The 26082-nt window shown below is 41.0% G+C and carries 21 protein-coding genes; 11 read left to right on the forward strand and 10 right to left on the reverse strand.

The annotated features are described in order from the left end of the window. Positions 1 to 130: 130 nt before the first annotated feature. Entirely contained in the window at positions 131 to 298 is a 168-nt protein-coding gene (locus VB733_RS07150) for an NblA/ycf18 family protein (RefSeq protein ID WP_323339390.1), read from the reverse strand. A gap of 307 nt (positions 299 to 605) precedes the next feature. On the opposite strand from VB733_RS07150, the gene VB733_RS07155 reads away from it, so the two are divergent. From VB733_RS07155 to VB733_RS07170, 4 genes are all read left to right on the forward strand, one after another. Further along, positions 606 to 1199, forward strand: coding sequence for a phycobiliprotein lyase (locus tag VB733_RS07155; protein ID WP_323339391.1), 594 nt, complete (start codon positions 606 to 608; stop codon positions 1197 to 1199). A gap of 100 nt (positions 1200 to 1299) precedes the next feature. After that, positions 1300 to 1905, forward strand: a complete 606-nt coding sequence (locus VB733_RS07160) for a hypothetical protein (protein ID WP_323339392.1) — start codon at positions 1300 to 1302, stop codon at positions 1903 to 1905. Positions 1906 to 2253: 348 nt separating this feature from the next. Further along, entirely contained in the window at positions 2254 to 2988 is a 735-nt protein-coding gene (locus tag VB733_RS07165) for a phycobilisome rod-core linker polypeptide (protein WP_323339393.1), read from the forward strand. Between the two features lie 392 nt (positions 2989 to 3380). Beyond that, the gene (locus VB733_RS07170; RefSeq protein WP_323339394.1) at positions 3381 to 4148 is read left to right on the forward strand and encodes a phycobilisome rod-core linker polypeptide; all 768 of its coding nucleotides are present in this window, start codon (positions 3381 to 3383) and stop codon (positions 4146 to 4148) included. 147 nt (positions 4149 to 4295) lie between these two features. Here the strand turns inward: VB733_RS07170 and VB733_RS07175 are convergent, their stop codons facing one another. Together VB733_RS07175 and VB733_RS07180 are read right to left on the reverse strand one after the other, a co-directional pair. Further along, the gene (locus tag VB733_RS07175) at positions 4296 to 5054 is read right to left on the reverse strand and encodes a circadian clock KaiB family protein (RefSeq protein ID WP_323339395.1); all 759 of its coding nucleotides are present in this window, start codon (positions 5052 to 5054) and stop codon (positions 4296 to 4298) included. A gap of 225 nt (positions 5055 to 5279) precedes the next feature. Beyond that, the gene (locus VB733_RS07180; RefSeq protein WP_323339396.1) at positions 5280 to 6578 is read right to left on the reverse strand and encodes a type IV pilus twitching motility protein PilT; all 1299 of its coding nucleotides are present in this window, start codon (positions 6576 to 6578) and stop codon (positions 5280 to 5282) included. 890 nt (positions 6579 to 7468) lie between these two features. On the opposite strand from VB733_RS07180, the gene VB733_RS07185 reads away from it, so the two are divergent. Next, positions 7469 to 7843, forward strand: coding sequence for a hypothetical protein (locus VB733_RS07185; protein ID WP_323339397.1), 375 nt, complete (start codon positions 7469 to 7471; stop codon positions 7841 to 7843). 164 nt (positions 7844 to 8007) lie between these two features. Here the strand turns inward: VB733_RS07185 and VB733_RS07190 are convergent, their stop codons facing one another. Continuing rightward, positions 8008 to 8571, reverse strand: coding sequence for a response regulator (locus VB733_RS07190; protein WP_323339398.1), 564 nt, complete (start codon positions 8569 to 8571; stop codon positions 8008 to 8010). Between the two features lie 353 nt (positions 8572 to 8924). Here VB733_RS07190 and lipA point away from each other — a divergent pair, with 353 nt between their 5' ends. The 3 genes from lipA to hrmK all read left to right on the forward strand — a co-directional run bounded on the left by lipA (position 8925) and on the right by hrmK (position 12867). After that, positions 8925 to 9821, forward strand: coding sequence for a lipoyl synthase (gene lipA / locus VB733_RS07195; RefSeq protein WP_323339399.1), 897 nt, complete (start codon positions 8925 to 8927; stop codon positions 9819 to 9821). A gap of 415 nt (positions 9822 to 10236) precedes the next feature. Beyond that, positions 10237 to 10371 carry a photosystem I protein PsaX gene (locus VB733_RS07200; RefSeq protein ID WP_096615466.1) on the forward strand — a complete coding sequence of 45 codons (135 nt, stop codon included), beginning with the start codon at positions 10237 to 10239 and terminating at the stop codon, positions 10369 to 10371. Between the two features lie 570 nt (positions 10372 to 10941). After that, positions 10942 to 12867, forward strand: a complete 1926-nt coding sequence (gene hrmK / locus VB733_RS07205) for a hybrid histidine kinase/response regulator HrmK (protein WP_323339400.1) — start codon at positions 10942 to 10944, stop codon at positions 12865 to 12867. A 28-nt stretch (positions 12868 to 12895) separates the two neighbouring features. Here the strand turns inward: hrmK and VB733_RS07210 are convergent, their stop codons facing one another. Continuing rightward, a complete protein-coding gene (locus tag VB733_RS07210) occupies positions 12896 to 14269 on the reverse strand; it encodes a 1-acyl-sn-glycerol-3-phosphate acyltransferase (protein WP_323339401.1) in 1374 nt (457 codons plus the stop codon). A 172-nt stretch (positions 14270 to 14441) separates the two neighbouring features. On the opposite strand from VB733_RS07210, the gene proS reads away from it, so the two are divergent. Continuing rightward, positions 14442 to 16262, forward strand: a complete 1821-nt coding sequence (gene proS / locus VB733_RS07215; RefSeq protein WP_323339402.1) for a proline--tRNA ligase — start codon at positions 14442 to 14444, stop codon at positions 16260 to 16262. A gap of 377 nt (positions 16263 to 16639) precedes the next feature. Here the strand turns inward: proS and VB733_RS07220 are convergent, their stop codons facing one another. Continuing rightward, positions 16640 to 18082, reverse strand: a complete 1443-nt coding sequence (locus VB733_RS07220; protein ID WP_323339403.1) for an FAD-binding domain-containing protein — start codon at positions 18080 to 18082, stop codon at positions 16640 to 16642. 214 nt (positions 18083 to 18296) lie between these two features. Next, entirely contained in the window at positions 18297 to 18734 is a 438-nt protein-coding gene (locus VB733_RS07225) for an NUDIX hydrolase (RefSeq protein ID WP_323339404.1), read from the reverse strand. Positions 18735 to 18950: 216 nt separating this feature from the next. Between VB733_RS07225 and VB733_RS07230 the strand changes: the two genes are divergently transcribed. Further along, entirely contained in the window at positions 18951 to 19727 is a 777-nt protein-coding gene (locus VB733_RS07230; RefSeq protein WP_323339405.1) for a class II glutamine amidotransferase, read from the forward strand. 79 nt (positions 19728 to 19806) lie between these two features. Beyond that, a complete protein-coding gene (locus VB733_RS07235) occupies positions 19807 to 20988 on the forward strand; it encodes a M20 family metallopeptidase (protein ID WP_323339406.1) in 1182 nt (393 codons plus the stop codon). Between the two features lie 70 nt (positions 20989 to 21058). Here the strand turns inward: VB733_RS07235 and VB733_RS07240 are convergent, their stop codons facing one another. The 3 genes from VB733_RS07240 to VB733_RS07250 form a co-directional block, all read right to left on the reverse strand. Further along, positions 21059 to 21565 carry a hypothetical protein gene (locus tag VB733_RS07240; RefSeq protein WP_323339407.1) on the reverse strand — a complete coding sequence of 169 codons (507 nt, stop codon included), beginning with the start codon at positions 21563 to 21565 and terminating at the stop codon, positions 21059 to 21061. Between the two features lie 482 nt (positions 21566 to 22047). Then, positions 22048 to 22638 (reverse strand): metalloregulator ArsR/SmtB family transcription factor, encoded by a 591-nt coding sequence (locus VB733_RS07245; RefSeq protein WP_323339408.1) that lies wholly within the window; start codon positions 22636 to 22638, stop codon positions 22048 to 22050. Positions 22639 to 23056: 418 nt separating this feature from the next. Beyond that, entirely contained in the window at positions 23057 to 26026 is a 2970-nt protein-coding gene (locus VB733_RS07250; protein WP_323339441.1) for a UPF0182 family protein, read from the reverse strand. Positions 26027 to 26082: the final 56 nt, after the last annotated feature.

A 26082-nucleotide genomic window follows, 5' to 3' on the forward strand; every position in this document is an offset into this window, starting at 1 on the left:
TTCTGGGGTTCTTTACTCCTCCAGAGAAGTACCTTGTTTCTAACCCATTTCCAGTCGAATCAAATCCTAACAAATTAATCTATATTTGTGTATCTAGTGTGTGTCTAGTCCGTCTTCTCAGTAAATAGTCTCAAACTTGCTTCAACAGATGCTTGAACAAGTTATCTTTTACCATCATCTGGCGCATTACTTCTAACAAGAATGTTTGGGCTTCTTCTTGGCTCAAGCTTTGAATTTGTTCTTTTAAAGTTTGCAAACGGAACTGCTGCTCTAACGTCAATTCAGTGGGGAAGTTCATTTATTAACTCCTATTGGTGACTGAATTGCTTGCACCAACTCGTATTCAGCAAATATATGCTGACTGCTATTACTAGTGGTTTTGCAATTTCTACTAGTTTAACAGATAGATTAGTATATTGTCTACTTTGTCAAGCTATGAGAGTTCATGGCTACAAAAATTTACAATTTATCTGAGATGGATCTGAAGGAATTAAAAGCTTGAAACGCAATTACGGATAGTTGTAATCTTAAGTATTACAGTTACAAAAATAAAAAAGTTAACAATAGCGTTCTTGTAGACTAAGAGTTAGGAGCTAAAAACTTAGATGAATGCAATGGAATTTTTTCAGCAAAGTGCTGGCAGATGGAAGTCTTCGCGGGTAACACATCACCTTGCCTTCAAGCGCTCCGAGACTGGAGAATCAGAAATTTTAGTAGAAACACTAGCTGCGGACGATCCAGAAATCATTGAATTGTGCCAAATGCACAATATCGATCCAACTTTATCGATTGGTGGTTCGCGGGTGCGGTGGTTAGGGACGATGGCTTGGGATAGAGAGGGGGAGGAAAACCACGAGGGTAAAACAGTATTCGCAATTGTTCCTGATGCTGACAATGCTCGTCAAGGTAAGTTATTGCGTGAACGCGGCTATGCGGAAATTATGCCTGTAGTTGGGCGCTTTCATCTAGATGAAGAAGATGGACTAGTTTTAACTACCGATTACGAAACCATGAGTTCGATTGAGCGATTTTGGTTTTCCGGTACAAATATGCGGATGCGAACCAGTACAGTAAAGCGATTTGGCGGTTTTAGCACTGCTTCCTATTGTGTTGAAAGTCGTATTGATGCTGAAATTGAAGGTGTCTCTGTAGAAACTGTAAGTGCGACACCTCAATTAGCTTCAGTTTTAGGTTGGTAAATCTTCAAAATAAGGGTGGGAAGAGGAGATGCAGAAATCAGACAAAAACTTCTTTCTTCCCTTATTATATTTCCTTTGCTTATTTTTTTTCTATTGACCAATGCTCAATGATGCGTATACTCGCGGTGTAGAGTACCTAAAAATGGTGCAGCGTTTAGCGTTGCAGCCGGAGATGGTGGATGTGCTAGAGCCTACATTTACGACATTGAGTACAACATTGAGTACGACATTGAAAATGAGCGATCGCGAATTCACTCTCCAAGAATATCGTATTTCCATTTGTAACTGGATTGGTCAAAATATTTATACTGTCAATGCCCAACTAAATACTTATTTACAAGTTTGTCATGAATGCTTCCATCCCCAAGAACGACGTAATATCAGGATTTTTGCCGTACCTCTCGCCCATTCACTGGGGATTGATGGGTTTTGTAATATTTTAATTAATCCCACCACTATACTTATCGATGTAGGTCGAGTTGCACCTACCGATTGGCTAGGGATAGTTGCCCACGAGTATGCCCATGCACACTTAGGTTTATCTGGGCACAATTATCAGTTTGCTAATATTCTTTGTCATTTGTGTTTGGGGCTTGGTTTAGAACCGCCAACTTGGGAAGCGACAACAATGGAATCAAGTTTGCGAAGTTGGCCCTATTGTCAATCTACTACTAATCCCTTAGCGTTTTGGATGGGGGAAGCTTAGTTGTAATTTACTCGTATCGGCTCAAAATTTAATTTTTGCAATCACTAATTTTTACCCACCGAATAATCACCCAGAACAAATCAGCAAAACTTCATTCCCAACACTAAATTTTTATCCGGCTGTTAGCGGTTAACAGTTAATCATTGATTTATAGCTGTTAACTGAATAAGGAAGAATCATGATTCAGAAGTTAGCGATTAGTAATTATTTGTCAATTGGTATTCTCCCATGTCAACCGTCAATGAGAATTCCCAATTGATTTTGATTTCGGAATGCTAACTCATGAATACTTATAAACCAAGATTTTTCCCCTCGGTTCTAAATTTTAGTGCGCGGAGAATCTTTAATATGGCTATTCCTCTACTAACATATTCGCCCAGTTCGCAAAACCAGCGTGTTGCAGCTTATGAAGTCCCTGGTGACGAACAACCAAGAATTTTTACAACTGATAATTTGCTTTCATCTGCTGATATGGATGTATTAATTGCAGCAGCATATCGGCAAATATTTAACGAACAACAAATGACTGTTTCTTCACGTCAAAAAACCTTAGAGTCCCAACTGAAAGCGGGTCAAATTACTGTACGTGATTTCATCCGTGGACTAGCAACTTCGGATATATTCCGCACCAGAAATTACGATACCAATAATAACTACAGATTTGTCCAAATGTGCCTACAGCGAATTCTTGGACGCGAAGTTTATAATGAACGGGAAAAGTTGGCATGGTCAACTGTATTAGCAACAAAAGGCTTAAAAGGTTTTATTGATGATTTGCTCGCTAGTGAAGAGTACATGAGCAACTTTGGTTATAGCACTGTTCCTTTTCAAAGAAGGCGAATTTTACCCCAACGCGATCGCGGTGAGTTACCATTTGCACGGATGGCACGTTATGATTCCTATTATCGCGACCAACTACCGCCAGGCTCTATTTACCGTTTTTACGACACAGTGAAGCCATTTAATTTACTCACATTCTTGCGGGAAACTGACCTGACACCCGCAGTCGGAGTCTTGTTATTATTTGTAGGCATTGCCACAATCACTTTACTAATCAGCTATGGATTAAATCCGGCTGCTTAGGGGAAAGGGGAAGGGGAGAAGGGTAAAGGTAAGGTGACAATAACAATTCTGAACTCAGCACTCTTTACTTCCCCCCTCAGCACAGCCTACATGGGGAAAGCAGACATAACATCATAGAGATTCCTTCTCCTTACCACCACCTCTACTGAACTTAATTTACTCCTCACCTAGTAGTAAAGTTTCGTTAATTTTTATCAGAATAGTTGAGTGAAGCTTCACCAACTCATTTAAGATATTTCTTAATAAAATAAGCATAATTCCTTAAAAACTGCCGCAAGGACAGTGATGGAGTTTGAGCTTAGTGATGATGAAAACGTCATACCCAGTTAAGGATATGATGATAAATGCTTCACACTTAAATTAATTTTAATTAACCTCACGGGGGTTCAATAGTGGCATTACCTCTACTAGAGTACGCACCGAAAAGTCAGAACCAGCGTGTTTCTGGCTACGATGTAGGAAATGACGACCAGCCTAGAGTTTTCTCGACTGACAACTTGTTGTCTTCGGCTGATATGGGTAATCTGATTGAGGCTGCTTATCGTCAGATTTTCTTCCATGCGTTTGCGTCCGATCGCGAAACATTCCTCGAATCTCAACTTCGCAACGGGCAAATCACCGTGCGCGATTTTATTCGGGGATTATTACTTTCAAACACTTTTAAGAAAAGCTTCTACGACCTGAACAACAATTATCGTTTTGTTGAACAGTGCGTACAGCGTGTCCTGGGACGTGATGTCTACAACGAACGCGAAAAGATTGCTTGGTCTATCGTAGTTGCAACTAAAGGTATTCGTGGATTTGTTGACCAATTGCTTGATAGCGAAGAATATTTGAGCAGCTTTGGCTATTCCACAGTTCCTTTCCAACGTCGTCGCAATCTTCCTGGACGCAGTGAAGGTGAATTACCTTTCAACATCAAGTCTCCGCGTTACGAAGGCTACACCCGCGCGAAACTGGGCTTCCCCCAAATCATCTGGCAAACCGAAGTTCGTCGTTATATTCCTCAGGACAAGAAACCCAAAGCAGGCGATCCTGCAAACTTCTTGGCACTGGCGCAAAGTCTTGGTCCTATTGGTAACAATCCCCAACGACTTTCACCTTTCAATGTTGACATTGAAAAAGACGTTCCTTACCGTCAAATAGCTGGCGTTAGATAGAGACGCAAGTAGTACCTACCTAATATCTATTTAATTGGTCATTAGTCGTTAGTCAAGGGTCAAGAGTTCAAAGTTGAAATATTTCGACTTTAGGCTTTGGGCTTAGGGCTTGAGACTAATGACCTTAGTTTTCATGGGTATTAGTTCTTACTTGAACTGTTCCTTGGCTCCTAACATGTGCAAAATCCTGTCGATATTATCCAAATCCCCAATGACGCGCCGCACTGGATGGGGATAAACTTTCACTAAGGTTGGTGTTGCCGAAATTTGATTCGCTTCAGCTAGTTCGGGATGGCTTAAGACATCAATTACTTTGAGGGTATAGGGATGACTCAGGTATTTTTCTAGGAGTTCGTGGAGAATTTGTAATATACGTTGGGTATTGGGACTATGTCCAGCCACAAATAAACGTAGTACGTAGGCTGGTGTATTTTGTTGCTCTTTTTTATCGGGAATTACTTGAGATAATGGGCTACCTTCTAATTCGCTAAGATCAGTACGAACGATTAAGTCATGGTCTTCCCAAAGCTGTGGAAATGTGGAACGGTAAGTTGAGAGAACCATGCGATCGCAGATTCCCTCTTTCCAAGGCGCAGCTTGCCACACCAAATTATTAGTATCAAAAATTGCATTTAATAAAGCTTGATATCGTAATACAGTTGGGTGTGCTTCTGCAAAAGTTTTAATTTGTCTGGTGCGAGGGTCTAGCCAATGGTCAATAGTCGCCGTGTAGCAAGGTACTAAAAAATGTGGCGGTTCTGGCAAATCTAAGATTTCTTGCAATGTTGTACACAAATGCAAATGCCATCGACCCCGTTTACTGGGATCGATGCAGTAAACCAAATCTCCTCCAGGGGTAAATAGGGCAATACCTTTGAATAACTGCGGTAGCAATTCTTGTGTCAAGTTAGTTTGAAGTTAGGAATTAGGAGTAGTGGGTTAAAAGTTAAGATATTTAACGTTGTTTATCTAAGCATAGCTTGAGGCTAGCGATTCCTAGCTCTTAACTTCTAACAATTAATTTCTCAGCTAAAACAAATTTAAATAGCATGTGGATAGGCATTTCTGCCTGTCTGAGGATGCAAACTAAATATGGAACAGCTTTACCCCTAACTCCGCACTCTAATTCTTTTAAACTCGACCTCTGAGGAATTGCGCCATTTCGTTAGGTGTTGGTGACATTTCCAAAGCAGTCTCTTCGGTAATACGACCTTCTTGATAGAGGCTAAGTAAAGCCTGGTTCATGGTAATCATGCCATCAAAACTAGCTTGCTTCATTAATTCGGTAATTTCGTCATATTTACCATCTTTAATCCATTCTTTCACTGCTTCGGTGTTAATGAGAATATCGTGGAATGCTGCTCGTTTGCCATCGGTTGTGCGGCATAGTCCTTGAGCAATGACAGCCACTAATGATTCCGATACAGCAACCCGCATTGCATCCTGCTCTTCAGCAGAATATAGGTTTAAAATCCGTTCAATTGTTTTGACGGCGCTGTTGGTGTGCAGGGTTCCCATCACCATGTGACCTGTTTGTGCTGCCTTGAGGGCTGTGTTTACGGTTTCTTTGTCCCGCATTTCACCCACCAGAATCACGTCAGGGTCTTCCCGGAGTGCCGCTTTGAGGGCATTATCAAACTTGCGGGTGTGCATTCCCACTTCGCGCTGTTTAATTAGCGATTTTTTACTTTGGTGAACAAATTCTACCGGGTCTTCAATGGTAATAATGTGACGTGGCATTTCTTTGTTCATATAATCAACCATCGCTGCCATTGTGGTCGATTTACCCGAACCCGTTGGACCTGTGACTAAAATCAAACCTTTATGGTAATGGCAAACGTCGCGAAAAACGGGGGGAAGACGTAATTCGTCGATAGTTAAGATTTTTAAAGGAATCAACCGCAGCACCATTGCATAACCGCGCAGTGAATCAAATACGTTAATCCGTACCCGGGCAAAATCGTATTGTGTTGCACCGTCAAATTCGAGATGTTCTTCAAAGCGGCGAATTTCTTCATCGCTCATAATTTCCCGCAACCAAGACATAAACAATTCTTTGGTGACTTCCGGGTATTGGGTTGATTCAATTTCCCCCCGGTTACGGAAGCGCGGCACTTCTCCCACGCCTAAATGAATATCTGAAAATCCTTTATCAAAAGCTTCCTTAATCAGATGTGCCATTGTCAATCCTGAGGGATTGCTCTTGGGAACAGCAGCACTAGGCATTGGTGGTGGTGTACCCGGACGATGGGCTGGTGTGGAAGTAGAGGCTGAAGCTGGTACAGTTGAGTTCATGCCCCGACTCGCAGCCATATCTAGAGTTTGTGTTGCTTGGCGTTGTGTACTTGCTGTTGGCGGTGGGGGTGGTGCCATCGGTACGCCACGAGTTACTGTTGGGCTGGGACTGGATGCACGCAATGATTCTGTCATAAATCTTTACTTTTAAATGGTTATAGGTTGACTAAATTTATTTCCCTTCATTTTTTGAATCTGAGGGAAAAGGCGATCGCGTTTCTTTGAATTAACCTGCTAACAAGGTTTTGTTGAACGCTAAGGCAACATTTAAAGCGAAAACAAATGGCTCACATCGAATCTCGATTAGTGGTATCAATTGTTTGGCTTAAAAGAAGCGCTCCAATCCTCATATGCTTCTATTAACAGGTTTAGCATAACTGCATCAATAAGTATATTCAGTAATAAAACGGTGATTTGAATGTATAAAATATTTTTAATACCTGTGTTACACTTACGAGAGAAGTCATAATTTACGGAAATATTTTGAATTCTTTACAAACAATAGTTAGAATTCTCACTTTCTTAACCGTAGAAAAAGAGATTTTTTCGGCTTTTATTGCCATTTATCAAGAGCTTCTTATCTCTGTCAAAAGCTGATTTTTCCATCCATACTTCCAGGGATAAAAGTGATTGATCTTAGTTTTTGCCTGGACGTAGAAGTATCAATCAAATATTTTGACTTTTATGAGAAGCAAGGGCTTTTTCCATAAGAAATGTTAAGGCGATCGCCAATAGTGCCTGTAAAATCGGCTGAATCATTTCCTGCTTTTGGACTTCTATATCCTCAGATAGATGGCAGGAAGCTTTGCATTAAACAAATTAGGACTAAGCATTTATTTATTAGCAAATAAAAAGAATGTAAAGTTTATTAAAGAAATGCTCATCTTTATAAGAGGTTTATATATACTAAATTTTTACAAGGGTGTTGATCCCCGGTCGGGATCGCAGACGAAACGATTCAAATTGATTGCTTAATTAATTGCTTAAATTTCAGTATTTGCTGTGTAATTAGGGAGAATAAAGTCATGGCATTATCTCAAGCATCCGATTTCGGAAAAACCTATTCCTTGCAAGTTTTAAAAAGCTTCTTGATCTGGACTTTTACATTGGCAGTATGCTTGTTGGTTGTTGGTTTTCCATTAGTTGTTTTGATGGCTACGGTTGGATGTTTGTTGTCAATGGTTTTACAATCGGTGATGCCTGCTAGCGCAGTTTTGCTAGTTGCAGGTGGATTGATTCTCTTTAATGTGATGGCGGTGGTAATTGGCGCAGGTGTGTTGACTGCAAAAGGAGTCCATCCCAGTGATGTTAAATGGTTAAACTGGTTAAATGGAGAGGCTGAACAATTGCAGACAAGTGTTTATGCAGCATGTCCTTTAACTTGCGAACTTAACAAATAGTTTTTTTAAACAACTAAAATTCGACAAACAGTGCATCTGCCCGGTTCCGCCGGGTTTTTTATTTTTTGGTATTGGAAATGAGTTTGCAAATTTCAACTTAAACAAAAAGCCTGCACATGCAGGCTTTGATAATTTTGTTGTGAACATAAATAGTTCAGCGAAGGTTATTTGATTTTTTGTTTAATAAAGGTGACAACTTGGGCTAATTGTTTCTTCAAACTATCGATTTCTGCTTGCATCTTCACAACTTTGTCATTTAATGCTTGAATTTCAGCCGCAGAAGTTGAGCCTTCAACTCCATTAGAAACTTCACTCGTACTTACGGTAATTTGGGATATCTCTTGACGGGGCAGTTTTGCCTTTGCCATTGCTGCTTTAATGGCACTAATCAGCTGTTTTTGATCAAAGGGCTTCCCCAGAAACTCGAAATACTCGAAGGGTTCGGAAATTTTTTCTGTCACCTCTTCTTTGCGACCAGACATAACGACTAAGGGAATTTTCCTCAGGTCTGCTTGCGCTTGAATTTGTTGGAATACCTCCCATCCACTCATTTTTGGTAACAGAAAGTCCAGCATAATCAGGCTAAATTTTTCCTGTTGGATTAATTTCAACCCCTCAATGCCGTCCTTTGCTTCCAAAACTTGGAAATTCCCCGGAGGTAACATTTCTCGTACTTTTACCCTGACAACTGTGGTGTCATCGATAACTAGAATTTTGTTACTTGCCACGACTGTTTACTCTAACAGATAATTTAGGTTTAGATGGCGCGATCGCCTTAACAATGAATGAATCACCCCACTATATCCAATATTTATATTGATTGGGGGATAGTAGATTCTAGGAAATGTAACTAATTTGTAAATCTTTGACTCAGTATTTACATGTGATTTTTCAGTAAATTTAATGACGGGATTCAGTAGCCACTCGCAGTATGTACAGGCAATTATGAAAATTTTGACCAGATGATGAAGAGGGAAATAAGGAAGACAAGGGAGAATGAATAATATTAATAGACAATTAATAAACAACTTGGCAATAAATGCCTAATATCTTCCTCTCAGCAGTAGCTATTCCATTAACCATGTCCTCTAACACAGAACTAAAGTCGGAACTTAAGTCAGAACTAAAATCGGAAATTATGGCGATGCCTGCTTGGCTGCGTCGTCCAATTGGTAAAGCCAGCGAACTGTCAACGGTGCAGCAAATAATCAAACAGCGCCAAATTCATACGATTTGTGAAGAAGGGCGCTGCCCAAATCGTGGAGAATGTTATGCCCAAAAAACGGCAACTTTTTTGTTGATGGGACCAACCTGCACCAGGTCTTGCGCTTTTTGTCAAGTTGATAAGGGACATGCGCCAATGCCGATTGATGAGGAGGAACCACAGAAGGTAGCGGAGGCTGTACAGCTTTTAGGATTACGTTATGTTGTCCTCACTTCAGTAGCGCGGGATGATTTAGCGGATCAAGGTGCAGGACATTTTGTGAAAACGATCGCCAAAATCCGCGAGTTCAACCCAGGTGTGCAAATAGAAGTTCTGACTCCTGATTTCTATGGAGATATGCAGCGCATTCAAGCGATCGCACAGGCAAAACCAGCTTGCTTTAATCACAATATTGAAACAGTAAGACGTTTAACCAATCGTGTTCGACGTGGGGCTAAATATGAACGCTCACTTTTAGTTTTGCAAACCGTTAAAGATATCGATTCCACAATTCCCACCAAGTCAGGATTGATGTTGGGACATGGAGAAACCAGTGCCGAAGTGATTGAGACAATGGTAGACTTACGTCGGGTAGGATGCGATCGCTTAACTATCGGTCAATACATGCGTCCATCCTTAGAACATTTACCAGTACAAAAGTATTGGACACCGGCAGAATTTGCGGAATTTGCTGTTGTGGCTCAAGAAATGGGATTTACCCATGTCCGTTCGGCTCCTTTAGTTCGTAGTTCCTACCATGCTGGGGAGGAGTGATATTAGGTTAGCCTAAATAATTGCAATCAAATCGACGCGGAGACGGGGAGATAAGTAGAACGGCGCAAATAAACCGTAGACGCGGAGCGGCTTCTCGCAGAGTAGTATATAACGAAAAGTAAAATTACCTAAAACCCTCTTCCCTTCTGCCTTCTGCCTTCTGTCCTCTGCCTCCTGCCTTGTCATAACGACAGTTTTTAACACCGACCTACTTAGGCTGACGCAAAGAAAAATTGATGATAACTAATTAGCCAGACTTGATATGAGGAGTTGAGATGAGGCATATTTTCCGTTACCCACCTCCTCTGGAAATCATCTTTTCCATTCCCATTAAAAATATTTTTTACGAAAATAGGCAATAGGGGCAGCTGTTTGGTATTTCTAAAGAAGTTCTTAAAGTTAGGAGTTGATCAAAATGGCACCTACAGTTGGTCAAGATGTCCCAAATCCCGGTCCGAAACCCCCTTATACTTTCCGTACTGCTTGGGCAATCCTGCTGTTAGCTATCAACTTTTTGGTAGCAGCATACTATTTCCACATTATTGTCTAGTTTGTGGAAAGTTTTTTGAGGGTTAAATTCGCGCAGCTATTGTGATGCGGAAAGTGACTCTGTCGCAGGGATGAGGAAACATGTTTTTTCCCGCCCCTGCGTTTTTTCTATCTAGTAGTCTGTCAATTTTGTTTTGAGGGGTTTTTGGTAGTGCGAAGAGAAGTTTCCGGGGAGATATTCTTCACGGAAACTCCGGGGACGGAAAGCCCGCGTGAGCGAGACGCTCACACTACTGTTCAATTTATTTTTACACGACCACTTGTATCGTTTCTCCAAAATCTGGCATACATAAAATCAATCTCCGTGTCTCTCCATCTGTGATTTTCTTTTGGAGAATTGGTATTAGATGCGGTGATTCTCAAGTCATTAATTAGTTGTTAAAGTTTAATGACATCTCAGTGTTATTGCTGCTTTTTGCATATAATTTGGTACAGTAGATAGGTTAAGTTCTCAGTTATATTTGACACTTTCAGTTTTAACCGATAAATATAGATATAATGGTGCGTTAGTATACACAGGAACTATTGCGCTTTTGTGCGAGATTATATTCGTCCGACGGTCGAGTTGACCATGCAGCAGTATTCAAGCCTACCAGAAAAAAACCTACAAGTTGATGAAACGCCAACACTTTCTCTGACAGTTCCGCAATTACGTGCCGAACTGCTATTAGAACGTGGCTTGAATAAGTTACAGTCTCGCTTTAATGAATGTTTGGTTTCTGCTGTAAATCAAAACTTGCAGCCTTCGGGGGAGACTGAAGCCGAAATTTTTCAAGTGGTGGTTGACGAACTCAGCGATGTTTTAAATTCTAGTCAATTGGCGATACATTCTTTAGGAGTGTCGTCACAAATCGCCACAATTCCAGATCAAGTAAAAGTTGCGATCGCATTGTCGCAAATTGGCGAAACAAAGAGTAAAATTGCTTATATTTCCTCATCATTAGAGTTGAATTCCCCAAGTTCGCCTCTGATGCTGAAATCAAAACAGAAATTATATTTCCAGCTTGAAGAAATTATTGATTTAGAAGATTTACAATCTTTGACAATGCAGGAACCCCCTGCTGCCTTTCCAATTGCTGTTGGTTCTGAAAATATTCTCGGATGGTTGATTGTTGCCTCTCGCCCACATATTGTCAATGATGAAAATTTAGCTGATGCTAGCAAAGATGTTAACAATAAACTACCGCAATTTATTCAGCAGGCGATTGAGCGTTGTGTTGCCGCATTAACACAAATCAGACAAACACAATCCCTACAGCAAGTATGTCAGCATTTAGAAAGCTTTAATCAGGAACTTCAGCGTACCAACCAGATTAAAAATCAGTTTTTGGCAAATACCAGTCATGAAATCCGGACACCACTAAGTTCGATTCTGGGTTTCACACATTTATTATCCGTTCAAGGTTTTGAACCAAATCGCGCTCGGCATCAAGAATATTTAAATATTATCCAGTCTAGTGGCAAGCATTTACTGGCTTTGATTAACGATATTTTGGATTTATCAAAAATTGAAGCTAATCAAATGGAAGTGCAGCTGGAAGCGGTTGATTTACCGGTACTATGTCGAACTGTTTTTGCATTAGTTAAGGAAAAAGCCGCTAACAAGGGTTTGCAGATGCGGTTAGAGTTAGAGCCAGATGTGACGACACTCACGGCTGACTCGTTGCGACTCAAGCAAATGCTATTAAATTTGTTATTTAATGCATTGAAATTTACCCAAAAGGGAACCGTAGGTTTGCAAGTTAAGCACCATAACGGATTTGTACATTTTGTCGTTTGGGATACAGGTACGGGTATACCCAAGGAACATCAATGTGAACTATTTCAACCCTATTCCCAAATTGCTAATGCTTTAGTTGGGCGTGATGAAGGTACAGGTTTGGGTTTGGCTGTCACACGGAAATTAGCCGAACTTCATGGTGGCTATGTTGAAGTTGAATCTGAAGTGAATCAGGGTTCACGGTTTACGGTTGTGTTGCCGCTTTATCCTGGCGGGGAATTATTAGCAGAGAGTGTGAAAAAAGCCGAGGATATTGAGAATCAGAATGCTGATTGTTCTGAGGATTCTAGTAATCCTCACATTTACTTATCCCTGCCACCCTTAATTTCCCCTGCCCATTCGCCAAAAATTTTGTTAGTTGAGGATGATTTACTCAATGCACAGTTAATGCAAACCTATCTGGGAAAATTAGGTTATCAAGTTACTTGGGTAAAAAATGCGGCGGAAATGTGGCAAAGTTTATCGGCACAATATCCGGCAATAATTCTGATGGATATATATTTGTCTGATGGTAATGGCTTGAATTTAATTAAGCAATTACGCGAACACAAAGAATATCAGGATATTATAGTCATAGCGCAAACCGCCATGGCAATGAAAGGCGATCGCGAAATTTGTCTGAATGCTGGTTTTGATGAATACATTTGTAAACCCATTGATTTACCATTGCTGGCGACATTAGTTGCTAAATATAGCCAAGTTGGTAATTTAGGGTAATACAAATGGGGGTGTTAATAAATCAAAATTAAATTAATTTTTCCAATGCTATTTGCATGTCCTTGGTTAAATCAGCAACAGCTTGTTTTGCTCCTTGACGATTACCTTTATACGTCGAATATCTTTCCGAAACACATATTGGTTGACCAATAGTTATTTTTGCTTTTTGCTTACCTAAATCGGGGCGCTTAGAAGTATTTTCTCCCGTAATTCTTGCCACCATTTGCCATAAGATTAATAGAGTTTCCGAAAAACGTTCAGGGCTAGGATTTTCGCGTACATATTCACCAGTAACCGCCACAAAACTTTCGACCAAACGCATATGCCACATATGCATATTCGCCTCATCAGCAATGCGATCGCCTAAGCCTTTTTCCACTGCTGATAATGATTTAATATCTTTAAATTCTTCTCTAAAAATGCAATTCCAACCTGCTTGTTCCACACGCCGACATCGATCAGTTAATGAACCTTTGGGTTGTAAATTAAAATAAGCTTCTGCTACTTTTAAGATTTCATTTAAGACAGCTTGCAAACGCATGGCGATCGCTTGATTTGGATCGCGAGGCATTTCCCCATTACTTGCCAATTGGCAACGATAAAACTTATTGTAAAAATTCTCCATAATTGTTAATAAATGGTCTGCCAAACGTAACAAACGCATATAGAGCAAATCACTTGCTTCCCCATCAACACCAGCAGCTTGGGAAAAATTCGGTAAACCACTTTTTAGTTCCAACTCAGTCAATAAATTTGCGATCGCTTTCCAAGGGTTTTCAACATAACTATATTTAATCCCCACGGGGAGAATTAGCACTTCTTCACTGCGTCCAGCTTTCTGCAAGTCTTCAGCACACCAAAACCCCATTTGGGCAATTCCCGGTTCTAACGGGCTAACTATCTCACTTAAACCATTGGTAGCCCCCTCTGGAGCCGCAGCCATCGGGAACATCCCATTTGCAAACAAATCTCTAGCACTTTTCAAACCCGTCCAATCAGCTTTACCTCGCTGAATCGGTGTCCCCGCTAAATTTTGCGCTATCCAGGCAACATACTCACCCGCCCACAGGGGAATGCCTCTGTCATAGATGAAATGGGCGTGGATTGGTTTGGTAAACTTAATCTTTTGTTGTCGCGCCACTTCGGGTACTATCCGGGCAAAAAAATAACCCAAAGCAACGGGATCATCGATTTTCGGGTGACGAAATGCTAACATAAAGCGGATTTTTCCCGCTTGAAACTGGCTATATAAATCCGTCAACACCTCAACATTCTCTGCCTCTACAGTAGTGAGTGCAGTTTGCGATCGCATCCACAAAGGTAACATCAGATGTGCTAGACGCAAAAACCAAGGATTATATTTTGGTTGGATAAATTCGAGGGGTGGCTGTGCTTGATACATAAAATTGGTAATGGAGAATGGGAATAGGAATGGAAAGCGGGTAATGGGGAGAAGGGAAGAGGCGAAGAAAATTATCTATACTCTATTTGTCCTTTGTCTCTGACTCACTTCTTAACTTTTAGTTTTAAACTTAACCGAGAACGAAATTACTTTAACTGAAAAGAGGACAAGGATGCGACTGTCACAAATGCTATTCGTCACACTGAGAGATGACCCCGCAGATGCGGAAATCCCCAGTCACAAATTACTCCTTCGCGCAGGTTATATTCGTCGCATCGGGGCTGGTGTCTATGCGTATCTGCCGTTAATGTGGCGGGTACTGCAAAAAGTATCCCAGATTGTGCGTGAGGAAATGAATGCCACTGGCGCGCAAGAATGCCTTTTACCGCAATTACAACCGGCGGAATTGTGGAAAGAGTCGGGACGCTGGGATACGTATACCAAAGCGGAAGGTATCATGTTTGCATTGACAGACAGACGTGAACAACAGGTAGCATTGGGACCTACTCACGAGGAAGTAATTACTTACGTGGCGCGGGATATGATTAAATCCTATCGTCAGCTACCCCAGCACCTCTATCAAATTCAAACTAAATTCCGTGATGAAATTCGCCCTCGCTTTGGGTTAATGCGCGGACGGGAATTTATTATGAAGGATGGGTACTCATTCCACGCTGACGAGGAAAGCCTGAAGAAAACCTATCAAGATATGTACCAGGCATACAGTAATATGCTGCGTCGTAGTGGCTTGAAATTTCGCCCTGTAGAAGCTGATTCTGGTGCGATCGGTGGTTCGGGTTCAACTGAGTTTATGGTGCTTGCAGAAGCTGGGGAAGACGAGGTTTTATACACTGAGGATGGGAAATATGCTGCAAACGTGGAAAAGGCAATTTCCTTACCTGCGGATGTGGAAGCTTCACCCTTTACAAATTATGAAAAACGGGAAACTCCAGGCACCGATACGATTGAAAAACTCTGTCGTTTCCTCAAATGTTCCCCTACCAATGTTGTTAAAAATGTACTTTATCAAGCTACCTACGATAATGGGATGACGGTACTGGTATTAGTCAGCATCCGTGGTGACCAAGAAGTTAATGAAGTTAAATTAATCAATGAATTGACAAAACAGGCTTCGCAGTACGGTGCAAATACAATTCTGAGCCTGACTGTGCCCGATACCGAAGCTCAAGGGAAATGGGCAGCAAAAGCTTTACCTTTAGGTTATGTAGCGCCAGATATTGAGGATGATTATATTCAATCTAGCAAGGATATTGCGCCAAAGTTCCTGCGTTTAGCCGATCGCACTGTCATAGATTTAGAGAATTTTGTCACCGGTGCAAATGCATCTGGTTATCACGTTGTTGGAGCTAACTGGAATCAGCAAATTAAATTACCTGAATTAGTAGTAGATATACGTAAAGCCAGACCTGGAGATAGGGCAGTACATGATATTCAGCAAATAATTCAAAGTGCCCGTGGTATCGAAGTTGGACATATATTTCAACTAGGAACTAAGTATTCCCTAGCAATGGGGGCAACCTACACTAACGAACAAGGTGAAGAAAAACCCTTAGTGATGGGTTGTTATGGTGTGGGAGTTTCTCGACTGGCACAATCGGCAGTAGAACAATCCTACGATAAAGATGGGATAATTTTTCCAGTCGCGATCGCACCTTATCACGCAATTATTTGTATCCCCAATATTAATGATGCCCAACAGGTAGAAACGGCGGAAAAACTCTACAAGGAATTAAATCAAGTGGGTGTGGAGACAATGCTTGATGATCGCAATGAACGCGCTGGTGTTAAGTTTAAAGATGCCGATTTAATTGGCATTCCCTTTAGAATTGTGACTGGCAAAGCATTGGCAAATGGTAAAGTGGAAGTCGTTAAAAGGGCAACTAAGGAAGCACAAGAAGTTGCAGTTGAGGAAGTAGTAGCGACTTTGAAAAGTTGGGTAGCAGAGGCGATTCAATCATCTTCATCATCTTGAATTCCATGATTGCAGCTTGAGAGTGGTGAGTATGTTAATGTATCTAAAATCTTGACTTGATTTGACTGCCAAGAGGGAGGGGAAAAGATAAGTATTCGTGTAAAAATAAATTGAACAAGTAGTGTGGAGAGGGGTTTCCGGGGAGATGTTCTTCATATCATGTCCGGTTGAATACTTATTATTAAGACTGACACGGAGACTAAGAGACGCGGGGACGCGGGGACGCGGAGAAATTTTAATTGTAAGTGATTAGCCGAACATGATATCACGGAAAACTCCGGAGCCGAAAAGCCCACCTTTGGGAAATAGCAAGCGAGACGCTTGCACTACTTATTTTTATCTGATTCCTAGGGAAGTCTTTATCTCCGTTCCTGCATCTACACCAAATTGGCACTTTTTTGCTGCTGATACTTATCTTTAAAAATTTTCTGTTGTTGTTTATGGTCTACTATTGGAGCCGGATAACCTAAAGCCTCCCGTTCCAAAGGTGTAATATTGCCTGTTAATAAATCTCCTGTCTCTACAGAAGCTAACTCCGGCACCCATTGACGTATATATTCACCATCAGCATCAAATTTCTGAGCTTGACTGGCAGGATTAAAAATACGCACAGGTTTGGGATCCATTCCACTTGAGGCACTCCACTGCCAACCTCCATTATTTGCCGATAAATCCCCGTCAATCAATCTTTGCATAAAATATTTTTCTCCCAAACGCGGATTCAGCAACAAGTCTTTAGTCAAAAAACTGGCGACAATCATCCGACAACGATTATGCATCCACCCGATTTCATTTAACTGTCGCATGGCTGCATCAACTATTGGGTATCCCGTTCTCCCTTCGCACCAAGCTTGATAATATTGATCATTACTTTGCCAAGGGAAGTTTTTGAAGATGTCGCGGAATGCTCCCTCAGCAAGTTCTGGAAAATTATACATAGCATGTTGGTAAAACTCTCTCCAGGCAAGTTCCTGCTGCCAGGTACGGATGGCGGTGGCAGTTTCGTCACTGCGACTATTTTCCATTGCCTCGATGGTGGCTTGCCAGACAGTGCGAATCCCAATTACCCCAAACTTCAAAGCCGCACTCAATCTCGATGTCCCATCTATTGCCGGGAAATTACGATCTTCTTGGTATGAATTAATCGCAGTTGCCGAAAATTCCTCTAACCTTTCCTGTGCTGCAACTTCCCCAGGTGCAATCACAAAATCCCCATCCCAAATAAATCCCAAATCCTTCGCAGTCGGTAATTCAATCACTCCATTTGCCTGGGCAAGTTCCATTTCCACTGCTGTTAAACCCTCTGCATCCACCAATGGGGCGACAGGTTTGGCTTTGGGTTTACTACTCCAATTTTTCCAGAAAGGCGTGTACACAGTGTAAATAGAATTTGTACCCGTGCGAATTTCATCCGGTGCATTCAAAACTTGATCCCAATTTTGATTGAGAAATCGAATCCCCTTTTCTTGCAAAGCCGCAATAATTAGCCTGTCCCGTTCTTGGGAATAAGGTTCCACATCCCAATTCCAAAACAAACCCTTGGCTCCCAAAGCTGCTGCTAATTGGGGTATAGCTTGGGTAGGATTGCCACGCAAAATCAATAACTGACTACCAACCTCAGCATACCGTTTTTGTAGCGATCGCAAACAACCCATCATGTAGGCTACGCGCACAGGAGCAATATCATCACCTGGCAAAATATTGGAGTCTAGGCAAAATATGCCGACAACTTTACGAGTTTGTTCTCGCGCCGCCGCCAATCCTGTATTGTCGGTAATGCGTAAATCGCGACGATGCCAAAATAAAATTAAATCGGACATTCCCACATCATCAGAGTGCAACCGTACTAGTTTAATGCGATCGCGTCCCTTTCACATCACTACTAATGAAGAATTTTCGATTTGGTGAGTAGAAATATTTGTATTAATCAACGTAGGAGTCAGTATCTAGATTTAAAGAAACGATTTGATTGAATACAAACTCCTACATTGTATTGGTGATGATGATTTTAATTCTGACTCCCGACAAATTAAACTACTGGCAACTGGCGGATGAGAGCGCGATTGAGTTCACAAACTGTTTGAGGATACGCTTAAGTGATGATTTCTTGACATGTTTGCCAACTTCATGGGCTTTAACCCACTGCTTAAAGCGCTTACCAGCTTCCGGAAATTGATAGCTTTCCCTTTCGACAGGAAGGGTGTACATCTTCACATGATAGGTTTTACCGTTTTTGCGGTATTTATAGCTACCAATTTCACTGGAATTAACTTGTCCAATTACTCCAGCCTCTTCCCATGCCTCCTTGGCGGCAGAATCGTGCGGAGTCATTTTATTTACAATCCCACCTTTTGGTATCACCCAACTTTGGCGATCGCGAGTCGTAATCAATAAAACTTCAAGTGAGCCGTTATTGACACGATACGGAACTACGCCAGATTGTTTTAATACCTTATTAGTTTGTTGTCCCATCTACGTATATAATCACTATCTTTATCTTTAGCTATACAATGTTTTATCAAAAAAAACCGTACATAGCATTATCACATCCAAATACAACAAAAAATACATCGGACTCTGATATTTGCACTTTGGAGGGAATTCTTGAGGATTGCAGCATTCGCACCAAAAGTTTAACCAATCCTGAACTAAGCTGGAAACTAGCAGCATTGAAATAAAAACTTGAATATGTGTCAATTGCTGGGTATGAACTGCAACGTGCCAACGGATATTTGTTTCTCCTTTGAAGGATTTTGTGCCAGGGGAGGTAAAACCGACGACCATAAAGATGGTTGGGGAATTACATTCTTTGAAGGCAAGGGCTGTCGAATTTTACTCGACGCGAAATCCTCAATAACATCTCCGATTGCCACACTTGTCAGGCGCTACCCCATTCACTCAACTCACGTTATTGCCCACATCCGCAAAGCTACTCAAGGGGAAATTAGTCTCGAAAATTGTCACCCATTTCGGCGCGAACTGTGGGGAAGATATTGGGTATTTGCCCATAATGGCGATTTACCAGGCTTTAATCCAGAGGGTTTAAGTATTTATCAACCTGTTGGTACTACTGATAGTGAAAAAGCATTTTGTGTTATTTTAGAAACATTAAGAAAGCAATTTCCTGACAAAAAACCGAGTTTAGAAGAACTATATCCAGTATTACAAGAGATTACAAAAACCTTGGCAAATGTAGGTGTTTTTAATTACTTATTTTCCGATGGTGATTATTTCTTTGCCCATTGTTCTACCAAGCTTTGTTATATTATCCGTCAAGCACCGTTCGCCGCCGCACACTTAATCGACGAAGATTTGACTGTCGATTTTCGGGAATTGACCACACCTGAAGACCGGGTAGCAGTAATTGCAACCACACCACTTACAGATAATGAAGTTTGGACACAATTTCAACCGGGTGAATTATTAGCTTTTCGCGATGGAAAAGTGGTGAGTGGTGAATGCTGAGTATTAATTAAGAATATATACACCTCAGTACCTCACTCCTTCCTATGATGGAGAAATAAGTATGTAGAAAAATTGAGCCATGTTAACCGATATTCAAGATTTAGCAACAAAATTAGCGCCGCGCCTGATTGAAATTCGCCGTCATTTACATTCGCACCCAGAACTTAGTGGTCAAGAGTATCAAACGGCTGCTTTCGTTGCTGGGGTCTTGTCGTCGAATGGCTTGCATGTGGAGGAGGGCGTGGGCAAAACTGGTGTCATTGGCGAACTAGATGGGACTGGTAGTGATAATCGCATCTTAGCTATCCGTGTGGATATGGATGCTTTACCGATTGAAGAGCGTACCGGATTAGATTTTACTTCCAAAACAAAAGGAATAATGCACGCTTGCGGTCATGATATTCATGCGACGGTAGGCTTGGGTACTGCCATGGTTTTGGCAGATTTAAAAGAAAAATTACCGGGAAAAGTCCGTTTTTTGTTTCAGCCGGCGGAGGAAATAGCCCAAGGTGCAAGTTGGATGGTGAAGGATGGGGCGATGAAGAATGTGTCTGCAATTTTGGGATTGCATGTTTTTCCTTCGATCGCAGCTGGAACAGTTGGGTTGCGCTATGGGGCTTTGACTGCGGCGGCGGATGATTTAGAGATTATGATTCTGGGTGAGTCGGGACATGGTGCTAGACCCCATGAGGCTGTGGATGCAATTTGGATTGCTTCCCAGGTAATTACGACTTTACAGCAGGCGATTAGTCGAACTCAGAATCCTTTGCGTCCAGTAGTGTTAAGTATTGGACAAATTAATGGGGGACGCGCACCAAACATAATTGCCGATAAAGTGGAGTTGCGGGGTACGGTAAGGTCTTTACATCCCGAAACCCGGGCAAATTTACCACAGTGGATTGAGAATATTGTGGCGAGTGTTTGCGATTCTTATGGTGCAAAATATCAAGTTAATTATCATCAAGGCGTACCCAGCGTCCAAAATGACTATACTTTGACGCAGTTATTACAGGCATCCGCCGAAGAAGCTTGGGGAAGCGATCGCGTTCAAGTTTTACCAGAAGCATCCCTCGGTGCGGAAGATTTTTCTGTTTATTTAGACTATGCGCCCGGTACAATGTTTCGTTTGGGTATTGGATTTAAAGAACGTAGCCATAATTACCCTTTACATCATCCTTTATTTGAAGTGGATGAGTCTGCAATCCTTACAGGGGTAGTGACGATGGCTTATACTGCTTACAAATTTTGGTTACAGCCATAAATACCCCTCCCAGTAAGTATTCTCAAATGCGATCGCACTATTTTGAGTAGCATTTGAGTAGCATCAAAAATCAGGTTAACTTTTTTTTAATTAAAGTTAATACCTGAGCTTCTTCTTTGGTAATTACTCCATCTAACTGAGCAATTTTTTGACAAGCACCCATAATTACACCACCAGCTGCACCTGCTCCTTCAGCTATGGCTCCAAAAATCGAGTTGAACAAGGATGGCTGTGGTGTAGATAATTGACTATCCTGATTGGATTGCACAATTTCATGTTTGAGTTCAAATTCTTCTTGCCAATCCGGGAAATCTTCTCCTGTCTCCCGTCCTAATACCTTGACTTTTGCCACAGATTTAAGACTTAACGGGATTAACCCATCACGAATAACACGAACTACTGACTGCTGTTCTGGTACTTCTGTTGATTCCAGCATTATCTGGAGGCAATCTTGTTTGAGATTCGTTTTGGTTGTAATAGTTGTTAAGCCTAACCACTCATATACCAAAGTATTAATTGCGTTAGTATCCCCTTGCTTGGCGAGTTCGAGAATATTGGAATCTGTGATTTTTTCCATGCATTTTTACCCTGTTTAAGCTGGTACTGTTAGTATTGATTGTGGCTCAACAAGAATATGAATGGTTCAGTAAAAACACAGCCTCAGAAGTAAAAATATATGCGAAGTCTAGGGGAGCGATCACTTACCAATATCAATTTTTAACAGGACTTACGCGTCGAACTGCCCTGGCAACGAGCATGGTGTAATTCAAGGGAATTGACTGGTATTAAATCATGTCAATGTCGTCAGGTCGCATTCAAAGAAATCATATTGCCCATGCTATTTTAGTCTGGCTTAGACTTAAAAGATTTAGCTTATAAAAGTGGTCAAACAATTTATCAAATTAAGCATGGATTATTGTCAGATTATTTAGTTCAACAACTAAAAAGTCCCAATATTCCCATGTTTGCCTTTTAGGTTGTTTGGCGCTCGATGCGGCGTAGCCGCACCATTGCTTTTGACAGTTGCTTAAGTCCTGTAATAGTAGAAATAGCGTCATCTTATTTTTGGAGAATTCGATAATAAACTCCCTCTACTCGGTTCATCAACTGATAACCCACTAATTCACGTCGCAATGTGGCACTGTCGGGATGATGTCGTTTGATAATTTCATTGACAGCACGCTCTGGATAATTAACACCAATATCAAACTTACTTACTAGCCATTTAAGAATCACAAACCGCTTTTTTCGACTAGCTGGGATTTCCTTAATTATTTGAGGTTCTTGGGAGTTTTGTAAATCTCCTTCAATATAAGTTTTGAGAACTTTGTTTTCCCAGGCTTCCGTATTTACATTCTCCACTAAAGAAGCTATTTTCTCAGGAGTAAATATTTCCTTACTGATAGCTTGTAATGCATCATTATCTAATTGATATAAATGAGCGTTCCCATCTGGGCGCATCCGCACTAAACTTAATTCTTTTAATCTCGATAGATGGTGTGATATTGTTGGCTCTTTTAATTGCAGAAGTGCTGCTAATTCTTCAACACTGCATTCTTGGTTTGCCAAAATTCCGACAATTTTTAGGCGACTTTCATCTGCTAAAACTTTAAAAAAACGCAGCAAAATTTCAAATTTTTCATTATTCATACTTGGGTATTCCCAATTCGATAAATATCGAATTAGAACTGCATCTAATTTGCAGTGCTGTCCTCCTTTTGTACAGCATTATGTTTGGCTTTCTGTTATTTTTTAGGGATTAATTGTCTATTTTCTAGTCTTTTCCTAAGGTCAATTAAGTTCTTAAGTAGTTCTTTACATTTCGACATTCAAAACCATTAAATCAGCACTTACTCAATCAAATTTGCAGTTTTCCTAAAACTCAAAAGATAAGTAATTCATAATTGAATCATTAATATCTTAAAAGTGACTGCATGATTGTGCTTGTCATTAAGTAAAATATCTATGCTATTGATTAAGCCTCTAATCTATTGAAATCATTAATGTAATTGATGCTGATCTAATTAGAAATATGTTGTTGTCCAGACAAGTTGCAATTAGGCTTTTTTTATGACTGCAAAGGACTAATAATTGGGGGAGTTGTCGGTTGATTCGGCTGGAAAATCGCAGCTAGTGCTTGTTCTAAGGTTTCAGCCATCACAATGCGGTTTTGGTAGACGACGATGACTCGCACCAAAGTTGGAACACTATTTTTTTCAGCTTCTAAATATAAAGGTTCGACGTAAAGTAGAGATTGTTCAATGGGAATTATTAACAAATTACCTTGGATAACTCGTGAGCCTTCCCGATTCCAGAGGGTGATTTGTTGTGAAATTGCGGGGTCTTGATTTATTAGTGCTTCGATTTGCTCTTGTCCATAAACTAACTGCTGCTTGGGAAATTCGTATAGCAGTAATTTTCCGTACTCTTTGCCATCAGAACGTGCAGCTAGCCAAGCAATTAAATTTGGTCGCTGTGTGGGGGTAAAAGGTAACAGCAAGATAAATTCTGCGCTGTTTGCGGTGGGTAATTCTGTAATTAGGTAATAGGGTTCGACTGGACGGGGTTTACTACCATAAATTTCCTTCGGTATTTCCCAGAGGTCTTCGCGATTATAGAATACTTGCGGATCAGTCATGTGATAGGTTCGCAAGCGTTCGGTTTGGACAGTAAATAAATCTAAGGGATAGCGAATATGGCTGCGGAGACTGGGGGGAATCGCATCGAGCGGTTGAAAAAGATTGGGGAAGATTTTAGTTAGGGAGGTAATTATAGGGTCGTTGCCATCAGCAACATAGAACTTTACACTACCATTGTAGGCATCAACAACAACTTTGACAGAATTGCGGATGTAATTAAATTTATCGTTACCCGGTTCCGAATAAGGATAGCGATCGCTCGTGGTATAAGCATCTATAATCCAATATAAATAATTATTCTCCCCACTTTGGGTAGTTCCACCACCATCAGCAGCTACTAAGTAAGGGTCGCTATCATAACGTAAAAATGGTGCGATCGCTCGCACTCTGGCTTTAATGTTGCGACGAAATAGGACTTTAGTTTGTGGGGTAAAATTCCGCGTCAGTAACATTTGCCAATCTTTAAGATATTCAGCAAAAACTAACTTTCGCCATCCTGAGCGAATTGAAACTCCTCCCCTACCATCATAAACGTTGTAAACATTATCTCCACCACTGGGATAGTCGAGTTCTTTGGTTTTTGTCCCCGTCATCACATAGTTATTCGTAATTTCACCATAATAAATACGCGGTTGCCCAATGGGAATACTCGCCCGGATGGCTTCACTCGATAACTTCAAAGAACCTTGTTTACCAGCCGGATCGACTCCAATATCCTGAACATAGTAATTCGGTAAACCTCCCACACCAATACTATTAACTGGACTCAGTGTAAACCCGTAACCATGTGTGTAAATTAAATGTTGGTTTAACCAGGTCTGTGCTTGTGCTGGTAAACCTGTAGAATCTAACTCCCTGGCTGCAATAATTGTTTGCTGTCTCTCGCTGCCCCCATCTCTAGCTAATGTGTAGCGATCAATATCTGCATCGGGGAATTTGTAATAAGGTCGAATTTGCTGCAATTGTCGGTTTGCATCCAACAACGGGCGTACATCCCAAAGTCGAATATTGCGAATTGTTGAGTCATTATTGGCTAAGTCAGCAGCCGTCAGCGTTCCTTGTGGTGCAAAAGTTTCGGTTTCAATCTTGTCTAAGTTAAATGCTTGGCGAGTTAAAGCGATGGTACGTTTGATATAGGGGGTTTCTTGGGCAAGTTCATTCGGTTGGACGAAAAAGCGCTGTACCAACGAAGGTAGGATTTCCCCAGATGCACCAGCAATTGTGAAATATGCAGCGAGAAAATAGATGAGATGCCGGGGGTAGTGGAAAGAGGGAGATACGGAGAGGGGAAGACGTAAAGAAGAGCGAGTTCTTCTTCCCTGTGTTTCTTTGCGTTTGGCAATTTTATACAAATTAAATACTCGTAGCAGCAGATAAAATGCGATCGCAACTGCTAACCAAGTTAGTGCGGTATAAATTGGTAGCTGAACGTTGACGGATGTGAAGCTGGCACCATAATTCACCCCACGTTGAGAAAAAAGTAGGGAGTAACGCAACAACCAGTACCGTAAGGCGATAGAAAGCATCAATAGACAACCTAAGCTGTCTAAATGCAGTCGTTGCAATATTGAAAAACCGGGAAAGCTTCCTTCGCTGACGCTATTTGCTGAACGTAAGTAAATTAGAGCGACTGCGGCAATACTGTATAAAAAAATTCCTAGGAGAAAAGCTTGTAGCAGTTCTAAAATCGGTAAGGAAAAGACGTAAAAGCTAATATCAAGATGAAATAAGGGTTCATTTTGATTGAAGCTAATTCTCTGAAAAAATTGTAAAAATTTATCCCAGTAAGTTGAAAAAATAAATGCGAGTAAGAAGCTTAAGAAAAATCCAGAAGCATATAAACTCAATTCATGAAATAGCAGAATTGCCAGCATTATGAATAAACATAAACCGACTGGCACAATGGAGAAAGAAATTTCCTTTAACCCCAAAAACTCCACAATTGATGGTAATTGCGGGAATAAGCCCAGTTTCCTTGTCGGTAACTCTAGGTTTGGTTGCCAAATTCCCAAAGCTTCTTGGCTGTAATAAACCACTACTAAAGCTGCCATGCCACTGAGAATCATCACAATCGGTAGCAGCAAGGGTAATCTCAGTCCTGAGGGAGGATTGGCAGTTGTTGAGGGGGAATTAGTAATGGGGACGGAAATTTTATTTATCTTTTTGCCACTCTCACCATACTTCAAGCGTTTGGCAACAAGAAAATTACATAGCAAAAAACTAGCTGCACTAAAAAATCCACCTATCCACAGCCATATCTTTGTGCTTAAGCGTAACCAAAAAACTTGCAAATATCCAACTTCACGAAACCATAAGATTTCTACTGTGAGGCGCGAAACCAAGTCAAAAATTAGCCACACACCCAACAGCATTAATATCACTCGTAAGCTTCGCTTCATCATATTTGGAATTGTTGCGTTGATATCCCCGACTTCTGAAAAAATCGGGGATATTA

It is taken from the genome of Calothrix sp. UHCC 0171 (assembly GCF_034931845.1).
Classification (GTDB): domain Bacteria; phylum Cyanobacteriota; class Cyanobacteriia; order Cyanobacteriales; family Nostocaceae; genus Brunnivagina.

What these genes read in the sequence shown, in the direction of transcription:
- VB733_RS07220 (WP_323339403.1), bottom strand. Translation starts at nt 18,082, where the DNA reads ATGTCCGATTTAATTTTATTTTGGCATCGTCGCGATTTACGCATTACC.
- VB733_RS07160 (WP_323339392.1), top strand. Translation starts at nt 1,300, where the DNA reads ATGCTCAATGATGCGTATACTCGCGGTGTAGAGTACCTAAAAATGGTG.
- proS (WP_323339402.1), top strand. Translation starts at nt 14,442, where the DNA reads ATGCGACTGTCACAAATGCTATTCGTCACACTGAGAGATGACCCCGCA.
- VB733_RS07155 (WP_323339391.1), top strand. Translation starts at nt 606, where the DNA reads ATGAATGCAATGGAATTTTTTCAGCAAAGTGCTGGCAGATGGAAGTCT.
- VB733_RS07230 (WP_323339405.1), top strand. Translation starts at nt 18,951, where the DNA reads ATGTGTCAATTGCTGGGTATGAACTGCAACGTGCCAACGGATATTTGT.
- VB733_RS07165 (WP_323339393.1), top strand. Translation starts at nt 2,254, where the DNA reads ATGGCTATTCCTCTACTAACATATTCGCCCAGTTCGCAAAACCAGCGT.
- VB733_RS07200 (WP_096615466.1), top strand. Translation starts at nt 10,237, where the DNA reads ATGGCACCTACAGTTGGTCAAGATGTCCCAAATCCCGGTCCGAAACCC.
- VB733_RS07185 (WP_323339397.1), top strand. Translation starts at nt 7,469, where the DNA reads ATGGCATTATCTCAAGCATCCGATTTCGGAAAAACCTATTCCTTGCAA.
- lipA (WP_323339399.1), top strand. Translation starts at nt 8,925, where the DNA reads ATGTCCTCTAACACAGAACTAAAGTCGGAACTTAAGTCAGAACTAAAA.
- VB733_RS07150 (WP_323339390.1), bottom strand. Translation starts at nt 298, where the DNA reads ATGAACTTCCCCACTGAATTGACGTTAGAGCAGCAGTTCCGTTTGCAA.
- VB733_RS07240 (WP_323339407.1), bottom strand. Translation starts at nt 21,565, where the DNA reads ATGGAAAAAATCACAGATTCCAATATTCTCGAACTCGCCAAGCAAGGG.
- VB733_RS07235 (WP_323339406.1), top strand. Translation starts at nt 19,807, where the DNA reads ATGTTAACCGATATTCAAGATTTAGCAACAAAATTAGCGCCGCGCCTG.
- VB733_RS07210 (WP_323339401.1), bottom strand. Translation starts at nt 14,269, where the DNA reads ATGTATCAAGCACAGCCACCCCTCGAATTTATCCAACCAAAATATAAT.
- VB733_RS07250 (WP_323339441.1), bottom strand. Translation starts at nt 26,026, where the DNA reads ATGAAGCGAAGCTTACGAGTGATATTAATGCTGTTGGGTGTGTGGCTA.
- VB733_RS07180 (WP_323339396.1), bottom strand. Translation starts at nt 6,578, where the DNA reads ATGACAGAATCATTGCGTGCATCCAGTCCCAGCCCAACAGTAACTCGT.
- VB733_RS07245 (WP_323339408.1), bottom strand. Translation starts at nt 22,638, where the DNA reads ATGAATAATGAAAAATTTGAAATTTTGCTGCGTTTTTTTAAAGTTTTA.
- VB733_RS07225 (WP_323339404.1), bottom strand. Translation starts at nt 18,734, where the DNA reads ATGGGACAACAAACTAATAAGGTATTAAAACAATCTGGCGTAGTTCCG.
- hrmK (WP_323339400.1), top strand. Translation starts at nt 10,942, where the DNA reads ATGCAGCAGTATTCAAGCCTACCAGAAAAAAACCTACAAGTTGATGAA.